The organism is Streptomyces sp. NPDC047028 (genome assembly GCF_040644095.1).
Taxonomy (GTDB): domain Bacteria; phylum Actinomycetota; class Actinomycetes; order Streptomycetales; family Streptomycetaceae; genus Streptomyces.
Genome location: NZ_JBEYVS010000033.1, coordinates 1 through 20,843 on the forward strand (window position 1 = coordinate 1; position 20,843 = coordinate 20,843).

Below are 20,843 nucleotides of genomic sequence, written 5' to 3' on the forward strand. Positions count from 1 at the left end.
CCGTACCGGGCGGCGGCTGGAGCTGGGGCCGAAGGAGCACTTCCTAAAGGGCCTGGGGGACCCCCAGGGCGGCACGGGTGGGCGGTGGGGGTCCCCCCGCTCGAGCGAAGCCGAGAGTAGGGGAGGCACCACCCAGCGTGCAGCGCTTGTAGCGGCCCCTCCCCCACGCACCCGCACTGGTCGGAAGCACCCGGCCCTGGTCAGAAGCACCCCTTAGGACCAGGTACTATTTTCTTCGTCGCCGCCCGCGAAACACCGCGGACGGCGGGAGTCACGCGCCGCTAGCTCAGTTGGTTAGAGCAGCTGACTCTTAATCAGCGGGTCCGGGGTTCGAGTCCCTGGCGGCGCACAGCATCGAAGGGCCCCTCATCCCCCGGGACGAGGGGCCCTTCGGCGTCCTCCATCCCCAGCACCCGATACGCCCCCTCCTCCGGCGGACACCACCACACCGGATCCCCGCACCCCACCCCCTCCCTCCGCAGCCGCCCCCGCTGGATCTTGTTCGTCGCCGTGACCGGCATCCGCTCGACCACCCGCACGAACCGGGGCGCCATCTTCGTCCCGAGGTCCGGCTGGGCCGCCAGGAACTCCGCGAAGGCCCCCGGCTCGAACCTCCCGGCGATCGTCGCCATCACCTGGTCCCCGGTCACCGGGTCCGGCACCGCGTAGACGGCGACGGCATCGGCACCGTCGTAGCGGGCGAGGATGTTCTCGATCATCGCGGCGGCCAGGTTCTCGCCGTCGACCCGGATCCGGTCGTCGGTGCGGCCGGCGAAGTAGAGGTAGCCGTCGGTGTCCCGGTAGAACAGGTCGCCCGTCCAGTACCCGTCGTCGCGCCGCCGCTCCCGCTCCGCCTCCGGGTTGCGCCAGTAGCCCTCGAAGGGGTTCGGCCCCCGGTTGACCAGCTCCCCTATCGCCTCGTCCCCGTTCAGCAGCCGGCCCGCCCGGTCGAAGACGGCGCGCGGGCACTCGGCCCCGGTCTCCTGGTCGAGTACGACGAGACCGGGCGCCGCCCGTCCCACCGCGCCGGCCGGGGTGCCCGGCGACCACTGCACGGCCGCCCCGCCCTCGGAGGAGCCGTAGCCCTCCACCAGCCGCACTCCGAACCGCCGCTCGAAGGCCGCCGCGTCGACCGCGCCGGCCTCGGTGCCGAAGCCGACCCGCAGGGGATTGTCCCGGTCGTCGTCGCGTTCCTCGGTGGCCAGGATGTACTGGACGGCCCGCCCGACGTAGGTGAAGTACGTCGCCCCGTACCGGCGTACGTCCGCGAGGAACCCGGAGGCCGAGAACCGCCGCCGCAGCGCCACCCCGGCCCCGGCGGCCAGCGCCGGCGCCCAGTCGGCGATCACCGCGTTGCCGTGGAACATCGGCATGCACACGTAGTGCACGTCCTCGGGTCGCACCCCGAACTGCCCGGCCAGCGCGTAACCGGCGGCGGCGAGCCGGCCCTGGGTGCAGATCGCGGCCTTGGGCGCGCCGGTGGACCCGGAGGTGAAGTACAGCAGCAGCCGGTCGCGGGGCCCCGCCCGCGACGGGTCGGGCACGGCACCGGCGTACGGCGCGAGCAGCTCGCCGTACCCGGGCCTGTCCGTGACGAGCAGCCGCACGCCGGGCAGCTCCAGTCCGTCCAGCAGCGGCAGGTGGGCCTGCTCGGTGACCAGCAGCGCACACTCGGTGTGCAGGATGTCCCGCGCCAGCTCGGCACCGCGCCGGGTCGGGTTGATCCCGGCGACGGCGGCCCCGGCGAGCGCGGCGGCACCCAGCCACAGCGGGAACTCCTCGGTGTTGTCGAGGAGCACCCCGAGGTGCGGTACGGCACCTGCGGGCAGCAGGTCGCCGAGCAGCGCGGCCCGGGCGGCGGCACCGGCGGCCACCTCGTGCCCGCTGAGCACCCGCTCCTCGCACCACAACCGCGGACGGTGGTCGTCCCACCGGGCGGCGACCAGCTCGGCCAGCGTGCACGCCTTGGATTCCATGGCCGCGCAGGTTAATTGACGAAGCGTCAGAAATGGAGACCCGCGCGAGATCCGCTGTCAGTCGTCCGGGTGGCTGACGATGTTCAGGACGTTGCCGGCGGGGTCGCGGACGAAGAACCGGCGCAGGCCCCAGGGTTCCTCGGTGAGCGGGTACACGATCTCGTACCCCCGCCGGCGCGCCTCGGCGTACGCCTCGCCGACGGCCGCCCCGGCCATCACCGAGACCACCGAGTCCACCGGCGCGGTGGCGTCCCGCGTGACCAGTTGCAGCCGCGCCCGGCCGTCGGGCGACTCGTACCGGGCGACCCATCCCATGTTCAACGACTCGACGCTCAGGCCGAGAAAGCCGGTGTAGAAGTCCCGGACGGCGCCGATGTCGGCGACGCGCAGGTTCGGTGTGATGCCGGTGGGTTCCATCGGGGCCTCCTCGGAAGGGCGCACGGGCCGTACACCCTGCGCCCACCACCGAACCACAGGCCCCGTGGGCGGGAGCCGTGGCACGCCGGGCCGTCCCGCCTACGGCATCAGGCTCGACGACTCCGCGAAGATGACGTGGACGACGGCCATGAAGCCCACGCAGAAGGCGATGCCGACGCCGAAGAAGGCCACCACGCAGCCCGTGGACGCGGCGAGCTTGCCCCGGGCCGGGGCGTGGGCGGTGGCCTGCTCGGGGTGGTCGGGCAGGTAGTGGACGGTGACGAGGTCGCCCTCCACGACGGTGGCCGGTCCGTGCGCCTCGTCGAAGCGGACCGCGCGGCCGTCCAGCGTCGTGAACTCGTACACGTGGTGCACGTCGGTGCTCACCGACGTGCTGCCGCCGCCGCTGGTCGTGGTGTACGTCCGCAGACAACGGCCCTGCGCGGTCAAGCCGTTCTCCCAGGCGCGGCCGATCTGCTGCGAGCGGCGGAGCATGACGGTCGCCATGGCCACCATGGCGACGATCATGAAAATGGGCAGGACGTAGAAGATCAGTTCCATCGAGGCCCCCCGTGGTCCGGTACGCCGGCAGGTGATCGGCGTGCGGGGAACTTACCCGCACCGCAGGGGAATCGGCCTCAAGCAAAGCTCAGAACCGCGAGAGCTCCACCCACTCGTGGATCAGGTAGATCGCGCAGGCTGCCATGACGGCCAGCCAGACCACGGTCGTCGTCATGTCCTTGCCGGGCTGCGGCTCGGAGGCGGTGGCCCGTTCAGGGGCGTGCGGGGCGTAGTGGACGAGGACGGTGTGGCCCGTGGCGCGGTCCCGGGGGCCGCCGGACTCCTTGAAACGGACGGCCCGGCCGTCCGCCGTGGTGTAGTCGTACTCGTGCCACTGGACGCGCTGGGCCACGTTGTTGACCACACGCGTGGCGGCCCAGGCACGTACCACCCGCGCCTGCGCGGTCATGCCGCTCGCCCAGGCCTCGCGCCGCTGCCGGGTCCGGCGGACCAGGGCCACGCCGGCACAGACGAAGAGGGCGAGCAGACCGAGCATGACTATGTCGAACATGGCGTCCACGGTGAGTGGTTCCCCCGTACCTCGTCGGCCGTACCCACACCGACATTATCCCGGGCGACCCGGGCCGATGACCTCCGAGCAGGCGTTGAACCACCGCCCTACCGCGAGGGTTTACCGGCCGTGCCCCCGTCGCCGTAGCCCCGAGTTCCAACCGTCGTGGGACGACCGGCCCCGCCGACGGCCCGTACGGTCTCCACTGACCGCTTCTTCGGAGGCACTTCAGTGTCAGGGGGAACAACCATGCGAAGCAGCAGCACGCGCAGGACCGGCCTGGCCGCGGTGGTCGCGGCCGGGGCACTGGTCGCCGGCATCGCCCCGGCGACAGCGGCGACAGGGACGGCGGCTCACGGGGTTCGGAGCGCCGCCGCCTGCAAGGTGAAGGTCAAGGCGTGGGGTTACACCGGCTACCGGATGTGCGGCGCCCACCACTACTGGTCCGCCGACTGGAACCACGACAAGACCAGGGACGAGGTCTTCGTCATCGCGCCCAACCGCGAGATCTGGCACGTGTGGGCCAACGCCGGCGGCTGGAAGGAGATGCCCGGCAACGGGCACGGCGACAGGCTCTACGACTGGAGCAAGAACGGCAGCCACCGCTGTGTCTCCGTGGTGGCCAACGGAGCGGGCGTCTGGAAGAACGTCTTCGGCGGCCATTCGTGGTCCGGCTGGAAACGCGGCACCTGCCGCTGACGGCCGCCGGCAGAACAAAAGGCAAGGAGGTCGAATCGATACCCCTTGCCACTATCAACCTATAGCGCACCGGGGGGCTTGCGGCAAGACCCCCCTCATACCTCAGGATGGGCGGCCGAGACCGGAACCTGAGGTATTGGGGGAATTGCGGCATGCGTGTGGTATTGACGTCATGGGGCTCGCGTGGGGACGTGGAACCACTGGCGGGGCTGGCAGTGGCGCTGCGGGAGCTCGGCGCCGAGGCGCGGGTGTGCGTACCGCCCGACGAGGAGTTCGAGGCGCTGCTGGACGGTGTCGGGGTGCCGATGGTGCCGCTCGGGCCGTCGGTGCGCTCGGTGGTGACCGGAACGCGCCCGCCGTCGGCGGCGGACGCGTTCCGGCTCGCGCCCGAGCTGGTCGCCGCGCGGTTCGCGACGCTCCCCGAGGCGGCCGAGGGCGCCGACGCGCTGCTGGCGACCGGCCTGATGCCGGCCGGCGCGCGCTCGGTGGCCGAGAAGCTGGGCATCCCCTACGTGTACGGGTGCTTCCACACCCTCGGGCTGCCCTCGCACCGCTTCAGTCCGCCGAGGCGGCCGGGTACGCCCTCGCCGGACGACGAGACGGACAACAAGGTGCTGTGGGAGCAGGACGCCCAGCGCGTCGACTCCCTCTACGGCGGAGCACTGGCCGAGCACCGGGAGGCGCTCGGGCTGCCGCCGGTGGACAACGTCCGTGACCACGTGTTCACGGACCGGCCCTGGCTGGCCGCCGACCCGGTCCTGCTGCCGGGGCGGGAGATGACCGACCTCGACCTCGTGCAGACCGGCGCGTGGATCCTGCCCGACAGCCGTCCTCTCCCCGAGGACCTGGAGGCGTTCCTGGACGCCGGAGCGCCGCCGGTGTACGTGGGCTTCGGCTCGATGGCCATGCACACCGCGAAGGACGCCGCCCGGGTGGCCGTCGAGGCCGTCCGCGCGCACGGCCACCGCGTCCTGCTCGGCCGCGGCTGGGCCGCCCTGGACCGCGTCGACGACGGCGACGACTGCTTCGTCGTCGGCGAGGTCAACCAGCAGGCCCTGTTCCGCCGGGTCGCCGCCGTCGTGCACCACGGCGGCGCCGGTACGACGACGACGGCGACCCGGGCCGGCGCGCCCCAGGTGATCGTCCCGCAGATCGCCGACCAGCCGTTCTGGGCCGGCCGCGTCGCCGAACTCGGCATCGGCGCGGCCCACGACGGCCCGGTCCCGACCGTCGGCTCCCTGACCGCGGCGCTGGCCGGCTGCCTGACCCCCGAGACACGCGCCCGCGCGAGGACGGTCGCCGACACGATCCGCGCGGACGGCGCCACGGTGGCCGCGAGGCGGCTGCTGGCCCTGGCCGACGCGGGCCGCCGGGGCGACGCCTCCGGGACCGGTCGGGCAACCGAGTCCCGGCCCGGTCAGGACGACGGTTCGCGGCCCGCGCAGAACGCCACCGTCAGGTCCCGGACCAGCACCTTGCGTTCGTAGTCGTCCAGTTCGACCAGACCGCGCATGGTCAGGCGGGTCACCGTGTCCTCCACCGAGTCGACGACCGAGGTGAGCATGGTGGCCCGCTGCGCCGCGTCCAGGGCGGCGATACGGCGGCGGTTCATCGCGGCGGCCACCTCCGGGGCGTACTCCATGCGCACCGGCCGTACCGAGAACACCTCCAGGCCCACCGGCGCCGCCTCCGACGCCACCAGCCGGGTCAGCGCCTCGGCGGCCGCCTCCGCCGCGCCCGCGCCGCGCGCCCCGCCCGGCATGTCCACCGGGACCCGGGCCAGCGCCGCCTCCACGCACTCGCGCAGGTACGACTCGTGGTCCTCGATGCCGAGCGCGGCCCGCGCGGTGTCCCGCACCCGCCACACCACCAGCACCACCACCCGCAGCGCCACCCCGCTGGAATCCGCCGCCGGCAAGGTCTCGCTGCGCCAGTGCCGCAGCCGTACGTCCACCCGGCGGCGGCGCAGCAGCGGGTTCACCCAGAGCAGGCCGGTGCGCCGTACCGTGCCCCGGTAGCGGCCGAACAGGCCGAGCACCCAGGCCCGGCCGGTCGTGCCCCGGGCCAGCCCGCCGAACCCGGCCAGACCGAGCGCGCCGGCCCCGGCGTACGCCGACCACTGCGCCGGTCCGAGGCCCGCGCCCGCGTACGCCGGCAGGTGCAGCGCCTGGGCGGCGAGCGGCGGCAGCACACCGGCCCACCAGCAGGTGGCCAGGCAGCCGGTGAGCCCGCCGACCCCGGCGAGCACCCCGGCCGCGCCCGGGAGCGCCCGTCCCGGCCGTTCGGTCAGCTCCGGGTCCAGATGCGGTACCGCGATCCGGCGGGCCGGCGCCGGGCGTCGGAGGCGGGGCTGTTCACCGGTGCCCTGCCGGCGGCCCACCACGGCGGGCCGCAGCGGGACGGCCACCGGGTCGGGGTCGTCGCGGAACAGCAGGTGGACGGGGATCTCGGTGGTCGCCTCGTTCTGGATCAGCCGGGCCGGTCGGGAGGCCGTGGTCTCCGGATGCTCCTCGGACTCGGGCGTGTGTGACGTCGTCGTACTCATGCGTGCTCCAGCCTCCGCGCCAGATGCGTCATGAACGTGGGTGGATGTGAGGGGCCGGTGGGCGACTCACGAGAACAGCCGGCGCCAGGTCTCCGGTCCGGGGTAGCCGTCGGCAGCGCCGCCGCGCCAGCCCTGGCTGCGCTGGAACGCCTCCACGGCCCGCCGGTCTGCCTCTTTCCAGCGGGGCCCGGGTGGGGTGGCGTAGAACCTGCCGAATCCTTTCTCCACGAGACGTCGGCCCAGCTGGGCCACGTAGGGGTTGTCCGCGCCCGGGCGGAAGAGGTTGCGGCCGGGGTAGCCGGACACGCCGTGCGAGGCGGGCTGCCGCGAGGGGCCGGCCGAACCGGCGACCGCCCTCGTGCCCGCCATGGCACGCGCCTTCTCCGGGGTGACGCCCTTGTACCGGTAGGGCACGTATTTGTCGGCGTTGCTCCAGTAGGGATAGGGGGTGGGCCGGCTTTGGGTGTGCGGCGGCGTCTGCTCGTAGACCAGGTAATAGGTGTGCGTGTAGTCCGTCCAGCCGCCGAAGATCACCACGTGCGAGCCCGATTCCGGGTTGTCCGGGTTGTGGTACAGCAGGATGTCGCCCGGCTCCAGTTCCTCCTTGGTGATCCGCACCCCGAACTGGTCCAGGCTCCCCGTCCACTCGTTGCCGGCCAGGCCCCAGGCCATGGACACATAGCCGGAACAGTCCTGCCGGTACCCGTCGGACCAGTACTCGTCCATGCTGTACGGCACCTGCGCCGCCACCCAGATCTTGGCCCGGTTGATGATCTCGGCGCGGGTGGTGGCCGGGGTCTCGACGTCTCCCGGCGCGGCCGGTTCCCCGCCGTGGCCGTGCAGCGGGGACCTGCGCCCCTGCGGGGTGGCGGGCTCCGGGTCGACGGGGACGGCCCGGGCACCCCGGCCGTCCCGGTGACCGGGAGCATCGGGGGAATCGGGGCCGGAAGGGGACCGGACGCCGGCGACCGCCGTCGGTGCCGCGGCGAGGGCGGCGGACGTGGCGGTGGCCACGATCACGATCCCCCGGGCCGCCGGGTGGCCGCCGAAGCGGCCCGGCAGCGGGCGGGGACTCACCCGCTGCCGGTGGGCGCAGCCGGGGCAGTCGCAGTCGCTCGCCGGGTCGAACTCCTCGAACACCGGAGCGGTCATACGACGTCCCTCACCTTCAGGGTGGAAATGTCCGCGATTGTCACGTTGATCAGTTTCACAACTGTGGTCGGGACGCGCATGCTGACGGTCCGAATGATGTACGGCACCCACCCCCCAGGGGGTGGTGGTCAGGAGCACCCGGGACCGTCCGGTAGAGTTCTCGATGTCAGCAGGCGCCGCTAGCTCAGTTGGTTAGAGCAGCTGACTCTTAATCAGCGGGTCCGGGGTTCGAGTCCCTGGCGGCGCACGATGACGATGGCGAGGCAAGTTCGCGAAAACCGCGAACCGGCCTCGCCATCTCTGTTTCCACGCGACTCACGCCCCTGAAAGGGGCGCGGGGAACTGCGCGACCAGCCCCCACCGGCCCGCGGCGAGCCTGCGACCCCGAAAGGGGGGTTCCGGGGCCCCGGGACGAACCAGGGGCCCCGGTTCACTCACAGCCCACGGCCAGTGAGGTACGCCGAGACGACCACGTTGGCCGTGTAGGTGTTCCGAGCCCGGTCGAAGGTGCCCCCGCAGGTCAGCAGGCGGAGCTCGGCGCGGCCGGCCTCGCGGGGGCCGTAGGCCGCGCGGGCGTCGAAGTGGTTGCGGGGCAGCACGCGCACGTCGTCGACGGTGAACTGGGCGACCTTGCCGTCGGCGCGGACCACGCGGATCGTCTCGCCGGCCTTGAGGGTGCTCAAGCGGTAGAAGACGGCGGGCCGGGTCCTGGTGTCCACGTGCCCCACCATCAGCGCCGCGCCGGGTGCGCCGGGGGTCGTTCCGGAGCCGTACCAGCCGACCACGCCCGGCTGGTCGTAGGGCGGCGGGTCGAGGGCGCCCCGGCTGTCCAGGCCCCGGCTCACCACCGGGGCCTGGACGTCGAGTGCGGGGATGTCGATGCGCTGCGGCCGGGCGGCGGCCAGCGGCTCGGCCGGGGCCGGCAGGCGGACCTCCTCGGCGGGACGCCCGAGGCCGGCCACGTCACCCGTGACCGGCCCGGCCGTGTGGTGCTCCACGTCGGTCACCCCCCGCCCCCACAGCCACAGACCGAGCAGCAGGACCGCCCAGGCCAGGCCGGTGAGGAGGCGTGCGGCGCCGGAGGAGCGCACGGCGTCGTCCGCCACGGTCAGTGGTTGCCGCTGCGCCGGCGCCGGGCGCCGAGCAGTGCGACGGACACGGCGGCGACGGCGGCGAGCACGAGCCCGGTCACGGCCTGACCGGTGCCGGGGCCGGTGCTGCTGGTGTCCACGGTGGCGAAGTAGGCGCCGCCACCGCCCGCGTCGACCGGGGCGACGGGGCTCGCGGGCGCGGCTGACGGGACGGGCGGGGCGGACGGGGCGGGCACGGTGGAGTGCCCGGAGTTCCCGAGCGCGGCCTTCGCGACGACGGTGATCTTGCCCTTGATCACGTAGTCGGCGCAGGTGATCTGGACGTCGTAGGCGCCCGGCCGGGCCGTGGTGCGGACCCGCGTGTCGCCGGCGAGCTTGCCCTGGGTGCCGGTGAGGCGCGCGTCGGAGACGAACACGGCCGAGGCGGCGGTGCCCTGCCGGCCCGAGCAGCCGCGCACCTGAAGGGTGACGTCGGCGCCCGGGGCCGGGGAGGCGGGGGTCACGGAGACGTCCCGGCCTGCGTCCGCCGCGTACGCGGTCGGCGTGAGTGCCGCCGTGACCAGGAGCCCGGTACAGAGAGTGAGGCGTAGTGAGCCCATCGTGAACCTCCAGATACCAGGAGGCTCCCCCGGGCGGGGCGCCGCCGCATCCTCGGCGACGCCCGCATTGCTCCACTCGGGTGACGGTGTGCGGGACGCGTTTGTCCCGTCGCTGGCGGCTCAGGCGCCTGCCTCAGATCAGGTCGACGAGGTCCGCGATGGAGTCGACGACCTGGGACGGCCGGAACGGGTAGCGGTCGACGTCCTTGGGCTGGGTGACGCCGGTGAGGACCAGGAAGGTCCGCATGCCGGCCTCCAGGCCCGCGAGGACGTCGGTGTCCATGCGGTCGCCGATCATCGCGGAGGTCTCCGAGTGCGCGCCGATCGCGTTCAGCCCGGCCCGCATCATCAGCGGGTTGGGCTTGCCGACGAAGTACGGCTTCTTGCCGGTCGCGGCGGTGATCAGGGCGGCGACCGAGCCGGTGGCGGGCAGGTCGCCCTCGGTGGAGGGGCCGACGTTGTCGGGGTTGGTGGCGATGAATCGGGCGCCGTCGTTGATGAGCCGCACGGCCTTCGTCAGGGCCTCGAAGGAATACGTACGGGTCTCGCCGAGGATCACGAAGTCGGGCTCGTGGTCGGTGAGGATGTAGCCGATGTCGTGCAGCGCGGTGGTCAGGCCGGCCTCGCCGATGACGTAGGCGCTGCCGCCGGGCCGCTGGTCGTCCAGGAACTGGGCGGTGGCCAGGGCCGAGGTCCAGATGTTCTCCACGGGCACGTCGAGGCCCATGCGGCGGAGCCGGGCGTGCAGGTCACGCGCGGTGTAGATGGAGTTGTTGGTGAGGACCAGGAAGGGCCGCCCGGAGTCACGGAGCTTCTTCAGGAAGGCGTCGGCGCCCGGGATCGGGACGCCCTCGTGGATCAGGACGCCGTCCATGTCGGTGAGCCACGACTCGACGGGCTTGCGGTCTGCCATGTGCTGTGCGTCTCCTGCGTGCGTAACGGTCAGAGCGGGGGCGCCGGAACCACGGCGTACCGACGCCACCAGCGTAATCAGGGGACGCTGATCTCGACCCCGGTCGTTCGGCAGGTGGGCAGGGTGCAGGCGAGTCCGCACGGAGCACACCTGCCGTGGGCCCGCCCGGAGACGTCGTACCTCAGCGGCGGCCGCGGGCCACGACGAACGCGGTGGCGCCGGCGGCGAGCAGGGCCGCGGTGGCCGCGAGCAGCCCCTCGGCGAGCCCGATCCCCGTACCGGCCAGCTCCCAGGCCGGCTGACCGGTCTCGTCGGTGGCGCCGGGGGACGGCAGGGCGGAGCCGGTGGAGGTGGAGGAGGGCGGGGCGGAGGGCGTACTGTCCCCGCCCCCGTCCCCGATGCCGAACGCGTAGTCGTTGGACTCCCCGATCCAGTCGCCGTCGGCGCCGCGCCGCTGGACCACGGCGGCGTTGACGGTGACGCGGTCGGGTACGGCGTCGGAGGTGACGGAGAGCCTGACCCGGACGGAGACGGTCTTGCCGGGGCCGACGGTGAACCCGGCGAACCCGGTGCCGTCGAGCACGCCGACCAGTTCGTCCTCGTCGGTCCGCCGGAACCGGACGGGCCGGATACGCGAGCCGTCGTAGAAGTCCAGCTTGGGCTGGGACGGCTGGAGCACGTGGTGGTCGTCGACGAGCACGACGACCGGGTGTACGTCGGTGCAGGTCCGGCGCGTGGTGTTGGTGAGGTCGATGTACCAGGTGCCGTAACCGCCGCCCGCCTCGTACGACGCCGGCCCGCCGCGGATGCGGGTGGCCAGCGGGAAGGAGTGGTCGCCGGGCGGGGCACAGGACGGCGGGGTGGTGGCGGCGAGGGCTGCGGCGGGGACGCCGGGCAGGACCACGACGACAGCGGCGACCGCAGCGGTGAGGAGGCGGCCGAAGGGGAGGGAACGGTGAGCGGAGGACACGGACGGCGGCGGGGACAAGGAGACCGACAATCGCATGAACACATGACCATGCCGGGTCGGGGTGGAGCACCGGGGCCGCCACTCCGGGGACGGGCCCCAAGTCCCCTCGATCAGCGCACGGCCGCACCGCCACACAGTCCCGCCGTACCGCCGCACCGCCGCACAGTCCCGCCGTACCGCCGTACCGCCGTACCGCCTACGGACGTACGAGGTCGTCGCGGACGCGCTCGAAGGCGGCCGCCGGGTCGGCGGCACGGGTGACCGCACGGCCGACCACGACATGGGAGGCACCGGCGTCGACGGCGGCCCGCGGGGTGCCGGGGCGGGCATGCTCGGCCGGGGACTCGCCGGGCAGCGTGACGCCCGGGGTGACGACGAGCCGGCTTGCCCCCAGGGCCACCGCTAGTGATCGTTCCGGGCGGATCCGGCGTGCCCCCGGGCCCCCTCCCTCCCCGGAGGAGCGGCCGAGGACGGCCCGCGGCCTCCGCCGGCCGACCTCAAGCGCCCCCTCAGCCGTCCTGGTCGCCCTTCACACACCCTCAGGCACCCTCAGCCGTCCTCCCGGCCGAACACCGGTGCGAGCAGCAGCTGGGCCGCGCCCTCGGCGACGCCCCACTCCCCGCCCGGTGCGACAGCGACCGGTACCGACTCGCGCATGCCTCCCTCGCGCCAGGTGCGGGCGTCGAGGACGCCGGCGACGCCGGTCACGAAGACATCCGGTGCCGTGCCGATGGTCCGCCCGCCGAGCAGGACGCGGTCGATGTCCAGCAGCCCCACCAGGTTCCCGGCCGCGACCCCCAGCACCCGGGCCGCCTCGACCAGGTCACCGCGGGCCACCGCCGCCAGGCACAGTGCCTCGACGCACCCCCGGTCGCCGCATCCGCACAGCGGGCCGTCGAGCTGGATCACCTGGTGGCCGAACTCACCCGCGCGGTTGCGCGCGCCCCGGTGCACGGCACCGCCGACGGCGAGCCCGGCCCCGAGCCCCGTACCGAGATGCAGATACGCGAAGGACGAGCCGACGCCCCGTACCGCCAGCCCCAGCGTGGCCGCGTTGGTGTCCTTGTCGACGACGACCGGCACCCCGAGCCGCTCCGTCAGCGCGTCCCGCAGCGGGAACCCGTCCCACTCCGGGAAGCCGGTGACCCGGTGCAGCACGCCCTGCCCGTGATCGAGCGGCCCCGGCAGCGCGACGCCGACCCCGAGCAGCGACCGGACCTCGCCGAGCCCGCCGTCCGCCTCTCCCCCGCCGCCCGGCTCCTCAGCGCCAAGCCCGCTGAGCTCTTCGGGGCCCAGCTCTTCGGGGCCCAGCTCTTCGGGGCCCAGCTCTTCGGCGATCAGGCCGGCGACCTCCCGGTGCACCACTGCGAGCACGGTCTGCGAGCCTGCCCCCAGGTTCAGCGGGGCGCACCGCCGCCCCACCACCGTCCCGTCCAACTCGACGAGCACCAAGCGCAGTTCGTCCCGGTCCAGCTGGACGCCGACCGCGCGACCGGCCCCCGGCACCAGCCGCAGCACGGTCCGCGGCTTGCCCCCGGTCGACGCCCGGTACCCGGCCTCCGCCGCGAGGCCCTCCTCGCGCAGCCGTGCGGTGATCTTGCTGACGGCCTGCGGAGTGAGCCCGGTGCGCTCGGCCAGTTCGAGCCGGCTGATCCCCTCCGCGCCGGCCTCCCGCAGCAGCTCCAGCACCAGCGCGGTGTTGTGATGGCGCACCGTCGGCAGGTTCGCACCGGCGGACCCGCTCCTCGTCCTGTTCACCTGTCCATTGTGCCCCCCGCTTGCTCTTTGGCAACAGCGTTGCCAAAGTGGTTCCATGACTGCCACACCCCTCCGCGTCGGCCTGGTCGGCTACGGCCTCGCAGGCTCCGTCTTCCACGCCCGGCTGATCGCCGCCACCGAGGGCCTCGCCCTGGACACTGTGGTCACCGCGAACCCCGAGCGGCAGAAGCAGGCCCTCGCCGAGTTCCCGGACGTCCGGCTCGCCGCCACGCCCGGGGAGCTGTTCGACCGAGCCGACGAGCTGGACCTGGTCGTCGTCGCCTCCCCGAACAAGACCCACGTCCCGCTGGCCACCACCTCCCTGGAGGCGGGCCTGCCGGTCGTGGTCGACAAGCCGGTCTCCGGGACGGCCGCAGAGGCCCGCGCACTGGCGGCCCTGGCCGACGACCGGGGCCTGCTCCTCTCCGTCTTCCAGAACCGGCGCTGGGACAACGACTTCCTCACCCTCCGCCGGCTCCTCGCCGAGGGCGCGCTGGGCGACGTCTGGCGGTTCGAGTCCCGCTTCGAGCGCTGGCGCCCGCGGCCCAAGGGCGGCTGGCGCGAGTCCGGCGACCCGGCGGAGATCGGCGGCCTCCTCTACGACCTCGGCAGCCACGTCGTCGACCAGGCCCTGCTCCTCTTCGGCCCGGCCGCCCAGGTGTACGCCGAGACGGACGTCCGCCGCCCGGGCGCCGAGACCGACGACGACACGTTCATCGCGATCACCCACGCCTCCGGCGTCCGCTCCCACCTCTACGTCTCGGCGACGGCGGCCCAGCTCGGCCCCCGCTTCCGGGTACTGGGCTCACGGGCCGGCTACGTCAAGTACGGCCTCGATCCCCAGGAGGCGGCCCTCCGCGGGGGCCTACGCCCCCACACCGCCGACTGGGGCACGGAACCCGAGTCCCTCTGGGGCGCCCTGGGCTCCGGAGAGTCCCCCCTCACCGGCGGCGGCACCCCCGTCCCCACCACCCCCGGCGACTACCCGGCCTACTACACGGCAGTGACCCACGCCCTCACGGGCACGGGCCCCAACCCGGTGACGGCACTGGAGGCGGCGGCGACCCTGGACGTACTGGAAGCGGCCCGCAAGTCAGCGAACACTGACGCAACGGTGACCTTGTAGCGCCGAGGCCACACACCCACCCGAGGGGCGCGGGAACTGCGCGAGAAACCACGACGCACCCGCGCCCGACACACGACCGCAGTTACCCGGCGACCCAGTGGAGCGCCTACGCGTTCTTGAGCTCCTGCCGCTGCCGCCCCAACCCCCCAACCTCCAGCTCGACCACATCCCCGCCGCGAAGATAGGGCTTGGGCTCGGGCTGCCCCATCGCCACCCCCGCAGGCGTCCCCGTGTTGATGACGTCCCCGGGGTACAGCGTCATGAACTGACTGACGTACCGCACGACTTCAGCCACGGAGAAGATCTGCTCCGCGGTCGTACCGTCCTGCTTCAGCTCCCCGTTGACCCACAGCTTCAGCGGCAGCCGCTGCGGGTCGGGCACCTCGTCCGCGGTGACCAGCCACGGCCCGAGCGGGTTGAACGTCTCGCAGTTCTTGCCCTTGTCCCACGTCCCGCCGCGCTCGATCTGGAACTCGCGCTCGGACACGTCGTGCGCCACGGCGTACCCGGCGACGTGCGCGAGCGCCTCCTCGGCCGACTCCAGGTAGCGGGCCGTACGCCCGATCACGACGGCCAGCTCCACCTCCCAGTCGGTCTTGGTGGACCCGCGCGGCACGAGCACGGTGTCGTTCGGGCCGACGACCGTGTCCGGCGCCTTGAAGAAGATCACCGGCTCGGCGGGCGGCTCGGCCCCGGTCTCGCGGGCGTGGTCGTGGTAGTTGAGCCCGATGCACACGATCTTGCCGATGCGGCCCACCGGCGGCCCGATGCGCAGCCCGGTGGCGTCCAGTACGGGCAGCTCACCGCTCGCGGCGGCGGCCCGTACCCGGTCGAGGGCGGTGTCGTCGGCGAGGAGCGCCCCGTCGATGTCGTAGACCAGCCCGGACAGGTCCCGCAACGTCCCGTCGGCGTCCATCAGCGCGGGCCGCTCCGCCCCCGCCGTACCGACTCGCAGCAGCTTCATGGTCACCATCTCCCTCGATCGCGGGCGCCCGGGCCGATGGGTGCAGCCACCGGTGGACTTGGCCGATCCTCCAATCAGCCGGTCCACCGGACAAGACCCTGTTCACGTACTGGACCGTAACCCCGGGCCCGCGTGCTCTCCTACGGGGACCTACGGATACAGCACGGCCCGTTCCACCGCGCTCCATGTCGTGCTGGTGACCACGTACAGCGCGGCGGCGAGCGGCACCACCGCCACGGTGACGAGGGTGAAGAAGGACATGAACGGCATGACCTTGTTGAGGGCCCCGAGCCCCGCCACCGGCGCCGTGCCTGCCGACGCCCCGCCCACCGGGGCCCCACCCGCCGGCATCAGCCCGCCCGTGGCGATCCGCCGCCTGGTGCGGACGAAGTTGAACGACGCGACGGCCACGACGAGGGCGAACAGCCCGAGGTAGACCAGCCCGGCCCCGCCGAACGCGCCGCCGGCCCCCAGCGCGTCGGCCCACCGCCCGCCGAGCGGGGCGGCGAACAGCTGGTGCGACAGCAGCCCGTTGGCGTGGCCGCCGATCGTGGTGTTGGAGAACAGGTGGTAGAGGAGGAAGAAGGCCGGTATCTGGAGCAGGCTCGGCAGGCAGCCGGACAGCGGGGACACCTTCTCCTCGGCATGCAGTTCCATCACCGCCTTCTGTAGCCGCTCCGGGTTCTTGGCGTGCTTCTCGCGCAGTTCGGCGATCCGGGGCCGCAGGGCGGCCTGGGCGCGCTGGCCGCGGGCGGCGGCCCGGGACAGGGGATGCACGAGCAGTCGTACGAGAGCGGTGAACAGGACGATCGCGGCGGCCGCCGCCGAGGTGTGGAACAGCGGCTGGAGCAGGTCGGCGAGCCGCTCGACCAGGCTGGCGAAAACGGACATGGGTGAGCCCTCCGTGGGGTCTCGTCGTGCCGGGGTCAGATCTGCATGACGGCATGACGACCCGCGCGGGCCCGTGGTCTGGGACAGGTGCTACTGGTGCTCACGTACGTACGTACGCGTGCGTGCCCTACGCGGTGGTCGCCGGGAGGGCGTGCCCGGGTGCCCTGGGCCGCGGCCGGCCGGAGGCGTCGGGATCGCGCTGGGGCAGGAACGCCGTACGCCGGTCCCGGTCCCTGATGGCCGTACGGACCCGGGTGGGCGGCACGGCGGGGGCGCAGCGCGCGGCGATGAGCGTGCAGACGGCGAGCGCGGACCCGGCCGCCGCGGTGGCGGCGAGGGCGACGGTCGCGGTGAGCGTGCCGGTGTCGAGCAGGGCGAGGTTGAGGAGGACGAGGAGGAGCACGGCGGCGGGACGCACACCGATCCGGCTGCCCACCATGGACTCCCTCCCCTCTCCCGCCGATGCCTGCGGTGACCCCTGTCGGCCACTCCAGTCACTTATACAGGACGGGTCCGGCTACGCCCGAGGTTCCCGGGACACCAGCTTTCCCCACACCGCCATCCGGTAGCGCGAGGTGAAGTCGGGGGTGCAGGTGGTCAGGGTGATGTAGTGGCCGGGCTCCGAGTAGCCGTAGGACGGCCGGGTGAGGGAGCGGGGGACGGGGCGGATGACACCCGAGTCACGGGGCGACGTCTGCGGCAGGATCCGGTCGACCCGGTACGTGTAGGTCGCCGACCGTGTCTCGACCTCCACCGTGTCCCCGCGCCGCAGCCGGGGCAGGTGCCGGAACGGCTCCCCGTGGGTGTTCCGGTGCCCCGCGAGAGCGAAGTTGCCCGCCTGGCCGGGCTGCCCGGTGCCGGGATAGTGGCCGACGTACCCCTTGTCCAGGACGTCCCGCTTGCTCACGCCCTCCGCGACCGGCACCCGCAGACCCAGACGCGGGACGACGAGGATCGCGTATGCCTGCGAGCGGTGCGGGGTCATGTGTTGCGAGGCGTACGAGCCCTGGGGGCGGCGCGGTGCCTTCCCGGCGACCGGCGTCGGCGTGGACGCGGGCGCCGTACCGGCGGAAGGGGAGCCGGAACCGTCGCCGCCCCCGGCCCCGTCCCCGGCCCACTGCCGCTCCAGCGCCTCCACCTTCCGCTCGGCCCCGCGCCGCGCCTCCCGGTTGGTCCACCACAGCTGGTGCACGACGAGCAGCATCAGCACGACGCCGACGGTGACGAGCAGCTCGCCCCCGGCCCACAGGGCCTGCCTCCGCCGCGCGCGCCGGCGTCGGTCCCGGTGCCGTACGACTGGTACCCGTGCCCGTCCCCGTACCCCTGCCCGTACCCGCACGCCCACCTCCGCCTGCGTCGCCGTGAGGGCCGCCCGCACGATAAGGGCAGGGCCTTCAACTCACCAGAGGCGAGGGCCAGGGAGACCCCTCAGGGCAGCGGAAGGGCGTCGGAGTAGGCGTTCACGGGCTTGGCGACCTTCGTGACGGTGTGCGCGTCCAGCGCGACCGGCGCGGAACCGGTGCCCAGCCGCCCGCCCGGGTGCCAGTTCCCGGTGACGGTCACCCAGGTGTTGGCGGGCGGCACCTGGCCGCTGTAGATCCGTACCTTCACCGACTGGGCGTCCGCCGCACAGCAGTTGATGATGATCCGGGTCAGGTCCCAGGAGCCCCCTGCCGGCGCCGGGGTGACGAACCCGGTCATCTCGATGTCGCGCCCCCGGATGGCCTGTCGCCAGTCCTGCCGCACCCGCTCCGTGAAGTGGGTGAGGGTCATGGGCAGCGGCGAGGTGCGCGGCAGCGGACCGAAGTCGTCGTCCTCGGCGACGACCGCCTTCGGCGGCTGCCGGGAGGCGGTGTAGGCGCCGAGGGCGGGCGGGGCGTAGAAGAGGAGGCTGAGCGCGGGGAGGAGCAGCAGCCAGGCGACACGGGGAACGCCGGAGTGATCGTGCCCGTGCCCTTCCCCTCGCCGGGTCGGTTCATCGTGCTCCGCGGACTCTCCCCGCCCTCGCTCCCGGCGGTCGAGGACGGCGCTCGCCGCGCCCAGCAGGAGCAGCACCACCCCGGAGGCGATGAGGAGTGGCCGCATGCCTTCCTTGACGTAGCGCAGGCAGACGTCGCTGAAGAGTGAGATGCGCAGCAGGGCGACGCCGGACAGGACGAGCAGGACCGCCCGCAGGGACCGCTTCACAGCAGGACGCCTCCGATCAGCGCGCTGGACAGGACGGCGACGACGACGGTCGCGGCGGAGAACCGTACGGCGAAGGCCCGCCCGAACGTGCCCGCCTGGAGGGCGATGAGCTTCAGGTCGACCATCGGCCCCACCACCATGAACGCCAGCCGGGCGGCCGGCGAGAACCCGGTGAGGGACGCGGCGAGGAACGCGTCGGCCTCGGAGCAGACGGCGAGCAGGATGGCGAGCGCGGCCAGGAACGCGATGGACAGCCAGGGCGCCCCGGCGAAGGTGTCGAGCACGGACCTCGGGACGGCCACGTTGAAGGTGGCCGCCGCCATGGCGCCGAGGACGAGGAACCCGGCGGTCTGCAGGAAGTCGTGCTGGAAGCCGAGCCGGAACTCCTCCCAGCGGCTGCGCCCGTGCTGGTGTCCGGTGTGCCGTACCGCCGGCCGCAGCCACTTCGCCCGGCCGAAGCAGAGCCACAGCCACCCCATGACGACGGCGGTGAGGAGCGAGGCGGCGAGCCGGGCGAGCACCATCTCCGGATGGCCGGGGAAGGCGATGGCGGTCGCGGTGAGCACGACCGGGTTGACGGCCGGCGCGGACAGCAGGAACGCGAAGGCGGCGGCCGGCGGCACGCCGCGCCCGATCAGGCTGTTCGCCACGGGCACCGAGGCGCACTCGCAGCCGGGCAGCACCACGCCCGCGACCCCGGCGACCGGCACCGCGAGCCCGGCCCGCCGTGGCAGCAACCGGGTGAACACCCGCTCCGGAACGAAGGCGTTGATGGCGCCGGACAGCACGGTGCCGAGCAGCAGGAAGGGCGTGGCCTGCACGGTGATGGCCAGACACACCGTCCGCCAAGCCTGCATCGCGGGGGCGTCCCCCCAACGCCCCAGGACAAAAAGGAGCATACCGGGCACGACGGCCGCGCCGATCAGCAGCAGCGCCCAGTGCCGGGGCAGTTCGCGCACCACACCGTCCGCACCCTCGACACCACTGTCGCCGGCCGCGCGGTCCGCCGCCTCGTCCCCGGCCCCTGCCCCTGCCCCTGCCTCCGGGACGAGCCCACCCGCCGTCTTCCGCATGCCGACTCCACCCGATCGATGCCGGACCGAAGATAGCGGCTGGGGCCCGCGCCCTCGAACGGGCACCCCACACTCCCCCGTCCCCCCTTCCCTGACCTGCACCGGCCTCACCAATCCGGGCGCCCGGCAGTACGGTGTCACCCATGCGCCCCGACACGCCCGCCGAGAACGTCGACCACACCGCGGAAGCGGCACGCCTGGAGCGGACCGCCGGCCTCTACCCCGAGGACGCCGAGACCCTCCTCCTGCGCGCCGCGGCCCACCTGGAACTGTCCGGCGACCGCCCCGCCGCGACCGCGCTCTACGACCGCCTGCTGCTGTCCGCCGACTCCCTGGACAGCCCGTCCCTGGTCCGCGCCCTGAAGGCGTCCAACCTCTGGGAGTACGGCCACGAGGCCGAGGCCCGGGCGATCATCGACGGCCTGCGCGCCACCACCCCGGCCGACCCCGCCCCCTGGGTGATCATCGCCGAGGCCCTGGAGTCCCACGACGAGTTGGAGGCGGCGGAGGAGACGTTCACCCAGGCCGCCCGCCTGCTCCTCCCCGACTCGACGGAACCCCCGCACGCGACCCACCCCCTCCTCTACGGCCGCCACCGCGTCCGCCGCATGCTGGGCCTGACCCACGACGACTGGGACACCCTCGCGGACACCCTCCACACGTCCCCGGTCAGCCTGGACGAACTCCACGACCCCAAACGCGTCTGGTCCCTCGGCTCCGAGAACCCGGCGGAACTCCTGGCCGAGATCTCCCGCCTCCGCGCGGAACTGGGCGCCTACCGAGAGGCCCTCTCCCGCCCCTTCCCGGTAGCGGTCCTCCACTGGCCGGCGGGCGAACTCGCCGAACTCCTGGCGGCCTACCCCACCCTCGCCACGGAGTACCCCTCCCACGAGACCCACCTGTCGACCATAGAGTCCTCCCTCCGAGAACTCGCCACCTCCGGCACCCCCAACCTGGGCATCGTGACGGGCACAGTCCCCTCCTACGAAGCCTTCGCGGCCTCGGAGGGCTCCACCCCGTCCGACCCCACCCTGCTCCCGCAGTACGCGACGACCCTGGCGGCCCGGGGGCGAGCGGTGGCCTGGCCGCCACAGCGGGGGGCTGTGTGCTGGTGCGGATCGCCGGATAGCTACGAGATCTGCCACGGGGCGTGATCCACTCAGGCGCCTCACCCACCGTTCCCTCCAGGCCGCCCGCTCGCTTCCTCGTGGCGATGGTCAGAAGCGGGCGGCCCGCCTGACGCGCAGAAAGCAGGACATACCAGGATCGGGGTGACTTAACGTCCCCCGAACACAGGGACTTTGCGCCTCCAAGTTCGGCATCCACCTCCCGCTATGTCCAACCTTTGCAGTACGGTCACATGACGACCGTTGTATAGGGCTGCTAGTTGCGGAGCACGCCCTGACCTGT

General features: G+C 73.3%; 22 protein-coding genes and 2 tRNA genes. 6 read left to right on the forward strand and 18 right to left on the reverse strand.

The window, feature by feature from the left end:
- The first annotated feature begins 275 nt into the window (after positions 1–275).
- A tRNA-Lys gene (locus ABZ854_RS26380) sits at positions 276–349 on the forward strand.
- Here the strand turns inward: ABZ854_RS26380 and ABZ854_RS26385 are convergent.
- The 4 genes from ABZ854_RS26385 to ABZ854_RS26400 form a co-directional block, all read right to left on the reverse strand.
- A complete protein-coding gene (locus ABZ854_RS26385; protein WP_361215092.1) occupies positions 315–1,976 on the reverse strand; it encodes an AMP-binding protein in 1,662 nt (553 codons plus the stop codon). The two genes, ABZ854_RS26380 and ABZ854_RS26385, sit on opposite strands and share 35 nt — an antisense overlap.
- Positions 1,977–2,033: 57 nt before the next feature.
- A complete protein-coding gene (locus tag ABZ854_RS26390) occupies positions 2,034–2,393 on the reverse strand; it encodes a VOC family protein (protein WP_361215094.1) in 360 nt (119 codons plus the stop codon).
- Between the two features lie 99 nt (positions 2,394–2,492).
- A complete protein-coding gene (locus tag ABZ854_RS26395) occupies positions 2,493–2,954 on the reverse strand; it encodes a DUF3592 domain-containing protein (protein WP_361215096.1) in 462 nt (153 codons plus the stop codon).
- 88 nt (positions 2,955–3,042) lie between these two features.
- Positions 3,043–3,465 (reverse strand): DUF3592 domain-containing protein, encoded by a 423-nt coding sequence (locus ABZ854_RS26400; protein ID WP_361215098.1) that lies wholly within the window; start codon positions 3,463–3,465, stop codon positions 3,043–3,045.
- A 249-nt stretch (positions 3,466–3,714) separates the two neighbouring features.
- Between ABZ854_RS26400 and ABZ854_RS26405 the strand changes: the two genes are divergently transcribed.
- Together ABZ854_RS26405 and ABZ854_RS26410 are read left to right on the forward strand one after the other, a co-directional pair.
- Positions 3,715–4,164 carry a hypothetical protein gene (locus ABZ854_RS26405; protein WP_361215100.1) on the forward strand — a complete coding sequence of 150 codons (450 nt, stop codon included), beginning with the start codon at positions 3,715–3,717 and terminating at the stop codon, positions 4,162–4,164.
- Positions 4,165–4,316: 152 nt separating this feature from the next.
- Positions 4,317–5,651: a glycosyltransferase gene (locus tag ABZ854_RS26410; RefSeq protein WP_361215102.1), complete on the forward strand. Its 1,335-nt coding sequence runs from the start codon at positions 4,317–4,319 to the stop codon at positions 5,649–5,651.
- Here the strand turns inward: ABZ854_RS26410 and ABZ854_RS26415 are convergent.
- Complete coding sequence (locus ABZ854_RS26415) at positions 5,582–6,709, reverse strand: SPFH domain-containing protein (RefSeq protein WP_361215104.1); 1,128 nt, start codon at positions 6,707–6,709, stop codon at positions 5,582–5,584. The genes ABZ854_RS26410 and ABZ854_RS26415 overlap by 70 nt on opposite strands.
- 66 nt (positions 6,710–6,775) lie before the next feature.
- On the reverse strand, positions 6,776–7,861 hold the full coding sequence (locus tag ABZ854_RS26420; protein ID WP_361215106.1) for a peptidoglycan-binding protein: 1,086 nt from the start codon (positions 7,859–7,861) through the stop codon (positions 6,776–6,778).
- Between the two features lie 173 nt (positions 7,862–8,034).
- Between ABZ854_RS26420 and ABZ854_RS26425 the strand changes: the two genes are divergently transcribed.
- Positions 8,035–8,108 (forward strand) — tRNA-Lys (locus ABZ854_RS26425).
- Between the two features lie 187 nt (positions 8,109–8,295).
- Here ABZ854_RS26425 and ABZ854_RS26430 read toward each other — a convergent pair.
- The 6 genes from ABZ854_RS26430 to ABZ854_RS26455 all read right to left on the reverse strand — a co-directional run bounded on the left by ABZ854_RS26430 (position 8,296) and on the right by ABZ854_RS26455 (position 13,192).
- Positions 8,296–8,967, reverse strand: a complete 672-nt coding sequence (locus tag ABZ854_RS26430; RefSeq protein ID WP_361215108.1) for a class F sortase — start codon at positions 8,965–8,967, stop codon at positions 8,296–8,298.
- A gap of 2 nt (positions 8,968–8,969) precedes the next feature.
- Positions 8,970–9,551 (reverse strand): hypothetical protein, encoded by a 582-nt coding sequence (locus tag ABZ854_RS26435; RefSeq protein WP_361215110.1) that lies wholly within the window; start codon positions 9,549–9,551, stop codon positions 8,970–8,972.
- Between the two features lie 133 nt (positions 9,552–9,684).
- Positions 9,685–10,464, reverse strand: coding sequence for an HAD-IIA family hydrolase (locus tag ABZ854_RS26440; protein ID WP_361215111.1), 780 nt, complete (start codon positions 10,462–10,464; stop codon positions 9,685–9,687).
- A 181-nt stretch (positions 10,465–10,645) separates the two neighbouring features.
- Entirely contained in the window at positions 10,646–11,470 is an 825-nt protein-coding gene (locus ABZ854_RS26445) for a hypothetical protein (protein ID WP_361215113.1), read from the reverse strand.
- A gap of 160 nt (positions 11,471–11,630) precedes the next feature.
- Positions 11,631–11,834 carry an orotidine 5'-phosphate decarboxylase / HUMPS family protein gene (locus ABZ854_RS26450; RefSeq protein WP_361215115.1) on the reverse strand — a complete coding sequence of 68 codons (204 nt, stop codon included), beginning with the start codon at positions 11,832–11,834 and terminating at the stop codon, positions 11,631–11,633.
- A 149-nt stretch (positions 11,835–11,983) separates the two neighbouring features.
- Positions 11,984–13,192, reverse strand: coding sequence for an ROK family transcriptional regulator (locus ABZ854_RS26455; RefSeq protein WP_361215117.1), 1,209 nt, complete (start codon positions 13,190–13,192; stop codon positions 11,984–11,986).
- Positions 13,193–13,247: 55 nt separating this feature from the next.
- Between ABZ854_RS26455 and ABZ854_RS26460 the strand changes: the two genes are divergently transcribed.
- On the forward strand, positions 13,248–14,318 hold the full coding sequence (locus ABZ854_RS26460; RefSeq protein ID WP_361215119.1) for a Gfo/Idh/MocA family oxidoreductase: 1,071 nt from the start codon (positions 13,248–13,250) through the stop codon (positions 14,316–14,318).
- A 106-nt stretch (positions 14,319–14,424) separates the two neighbouring features.
- Here the strand turns inward: ABZ854_RS26460 and ABZ854_RS26465 are convergent, their stop codons facing one another.
- From ABZ854_RS26465 to ABZ854_RS26490, 6 genes are all read right to left on the reverse strand, one after another.
- Positions 14,425–15,282: a fumarylacetoacetate hydrolase family protein gene (locus tag ABZ854_RS26465; RefSeq protein WP_361215121.1), complete on the reverse strand. Its 858-nt coding sequence runs from the start codon at positions 15,280–15,282 to the stop codon at positions 14,425–14,427.
- Between the two features lie 150 nt (positions 15,283–15,432).
- Positions 15,433–16,173, reverse strand: coding sequence for a YidC/Oxa1 family membrane protein insertase (locus tag ABZ854_RS26470; protein WP_361215123.1), 741 nt, complete (start codon positions 16,171–16,173; stop codon positions 15,433–15,435).
- Positions 16,174–16,300: 127 nt separating this feature from the next.
- Positions 16,301–16,612 carry a DUF6412 domain-containing protein gene (locus ABZ854_RS26475; protein ID WP_361215125.1) on the reverse strand — a complete coding sequence of 104 codons (312 nt, stop codon included), beginning with the start codon at positions 16,610–16,612 and terminating at the stop codon, positions 16,301–16,303.
- 78 nt (positions 16,613–16,690) lie between these two features.
- Positions 16,691–17,512 carry a class E sortase gene (locus ABZ854_RS26480; protein ID WP_361215127.1) on the reverse strand — a complete coding sequence of 274 codons (822 nt, stop codon included), beginning with the start codon at positions 17,510–17,512 and terminating at the stop codon, positions 16,691–16,693.
- An 89-nt stretch (positions 17,513–17,601) separates the two neighbouring features.
- Complete coding sequence (locus tag ABZ854_RS26485; protein WP_361215129.1) at positions 17,602–18,360, reverse strand: TIGR03943 family protein; 759 nt, start codon at positions 18,358–18,360, stop codon at positions 17,602–17,604.
- Complete coding sequence (locus tag ABZ854_RS26490) at positions 18,357–19,433, reverse strand: permease (RefSeq protein ID WP_361215130.1); 1,077 nt, start codon at positions 19,431–19,433, stop codon at positions 18,357–18,359. The genes ABZ854_RS26485 and ABZ854_RS26490 overlap by 4 nt, the downstream gene beginning before the upstream one ends.
- A gap of 143 nt (positions 19,434–19,576) precedes the next feature.
- On the opposite strand from ABZ854_RS26490, the gene ABZ854_RS26495 reads away from it, so the two are divergent.
- Entirely contained in the window at positions 19,577–20,587 is a 1,011-nt protein-coding gene (locus ABZ854_RS26495; RefSeq protein WP_361215131.1) for a tetratricopeptide repeat protein, read from the forward strand.
- The last annotated feature ends 256 nt before the right edge of the window (positions 20,588–20,843 follow it).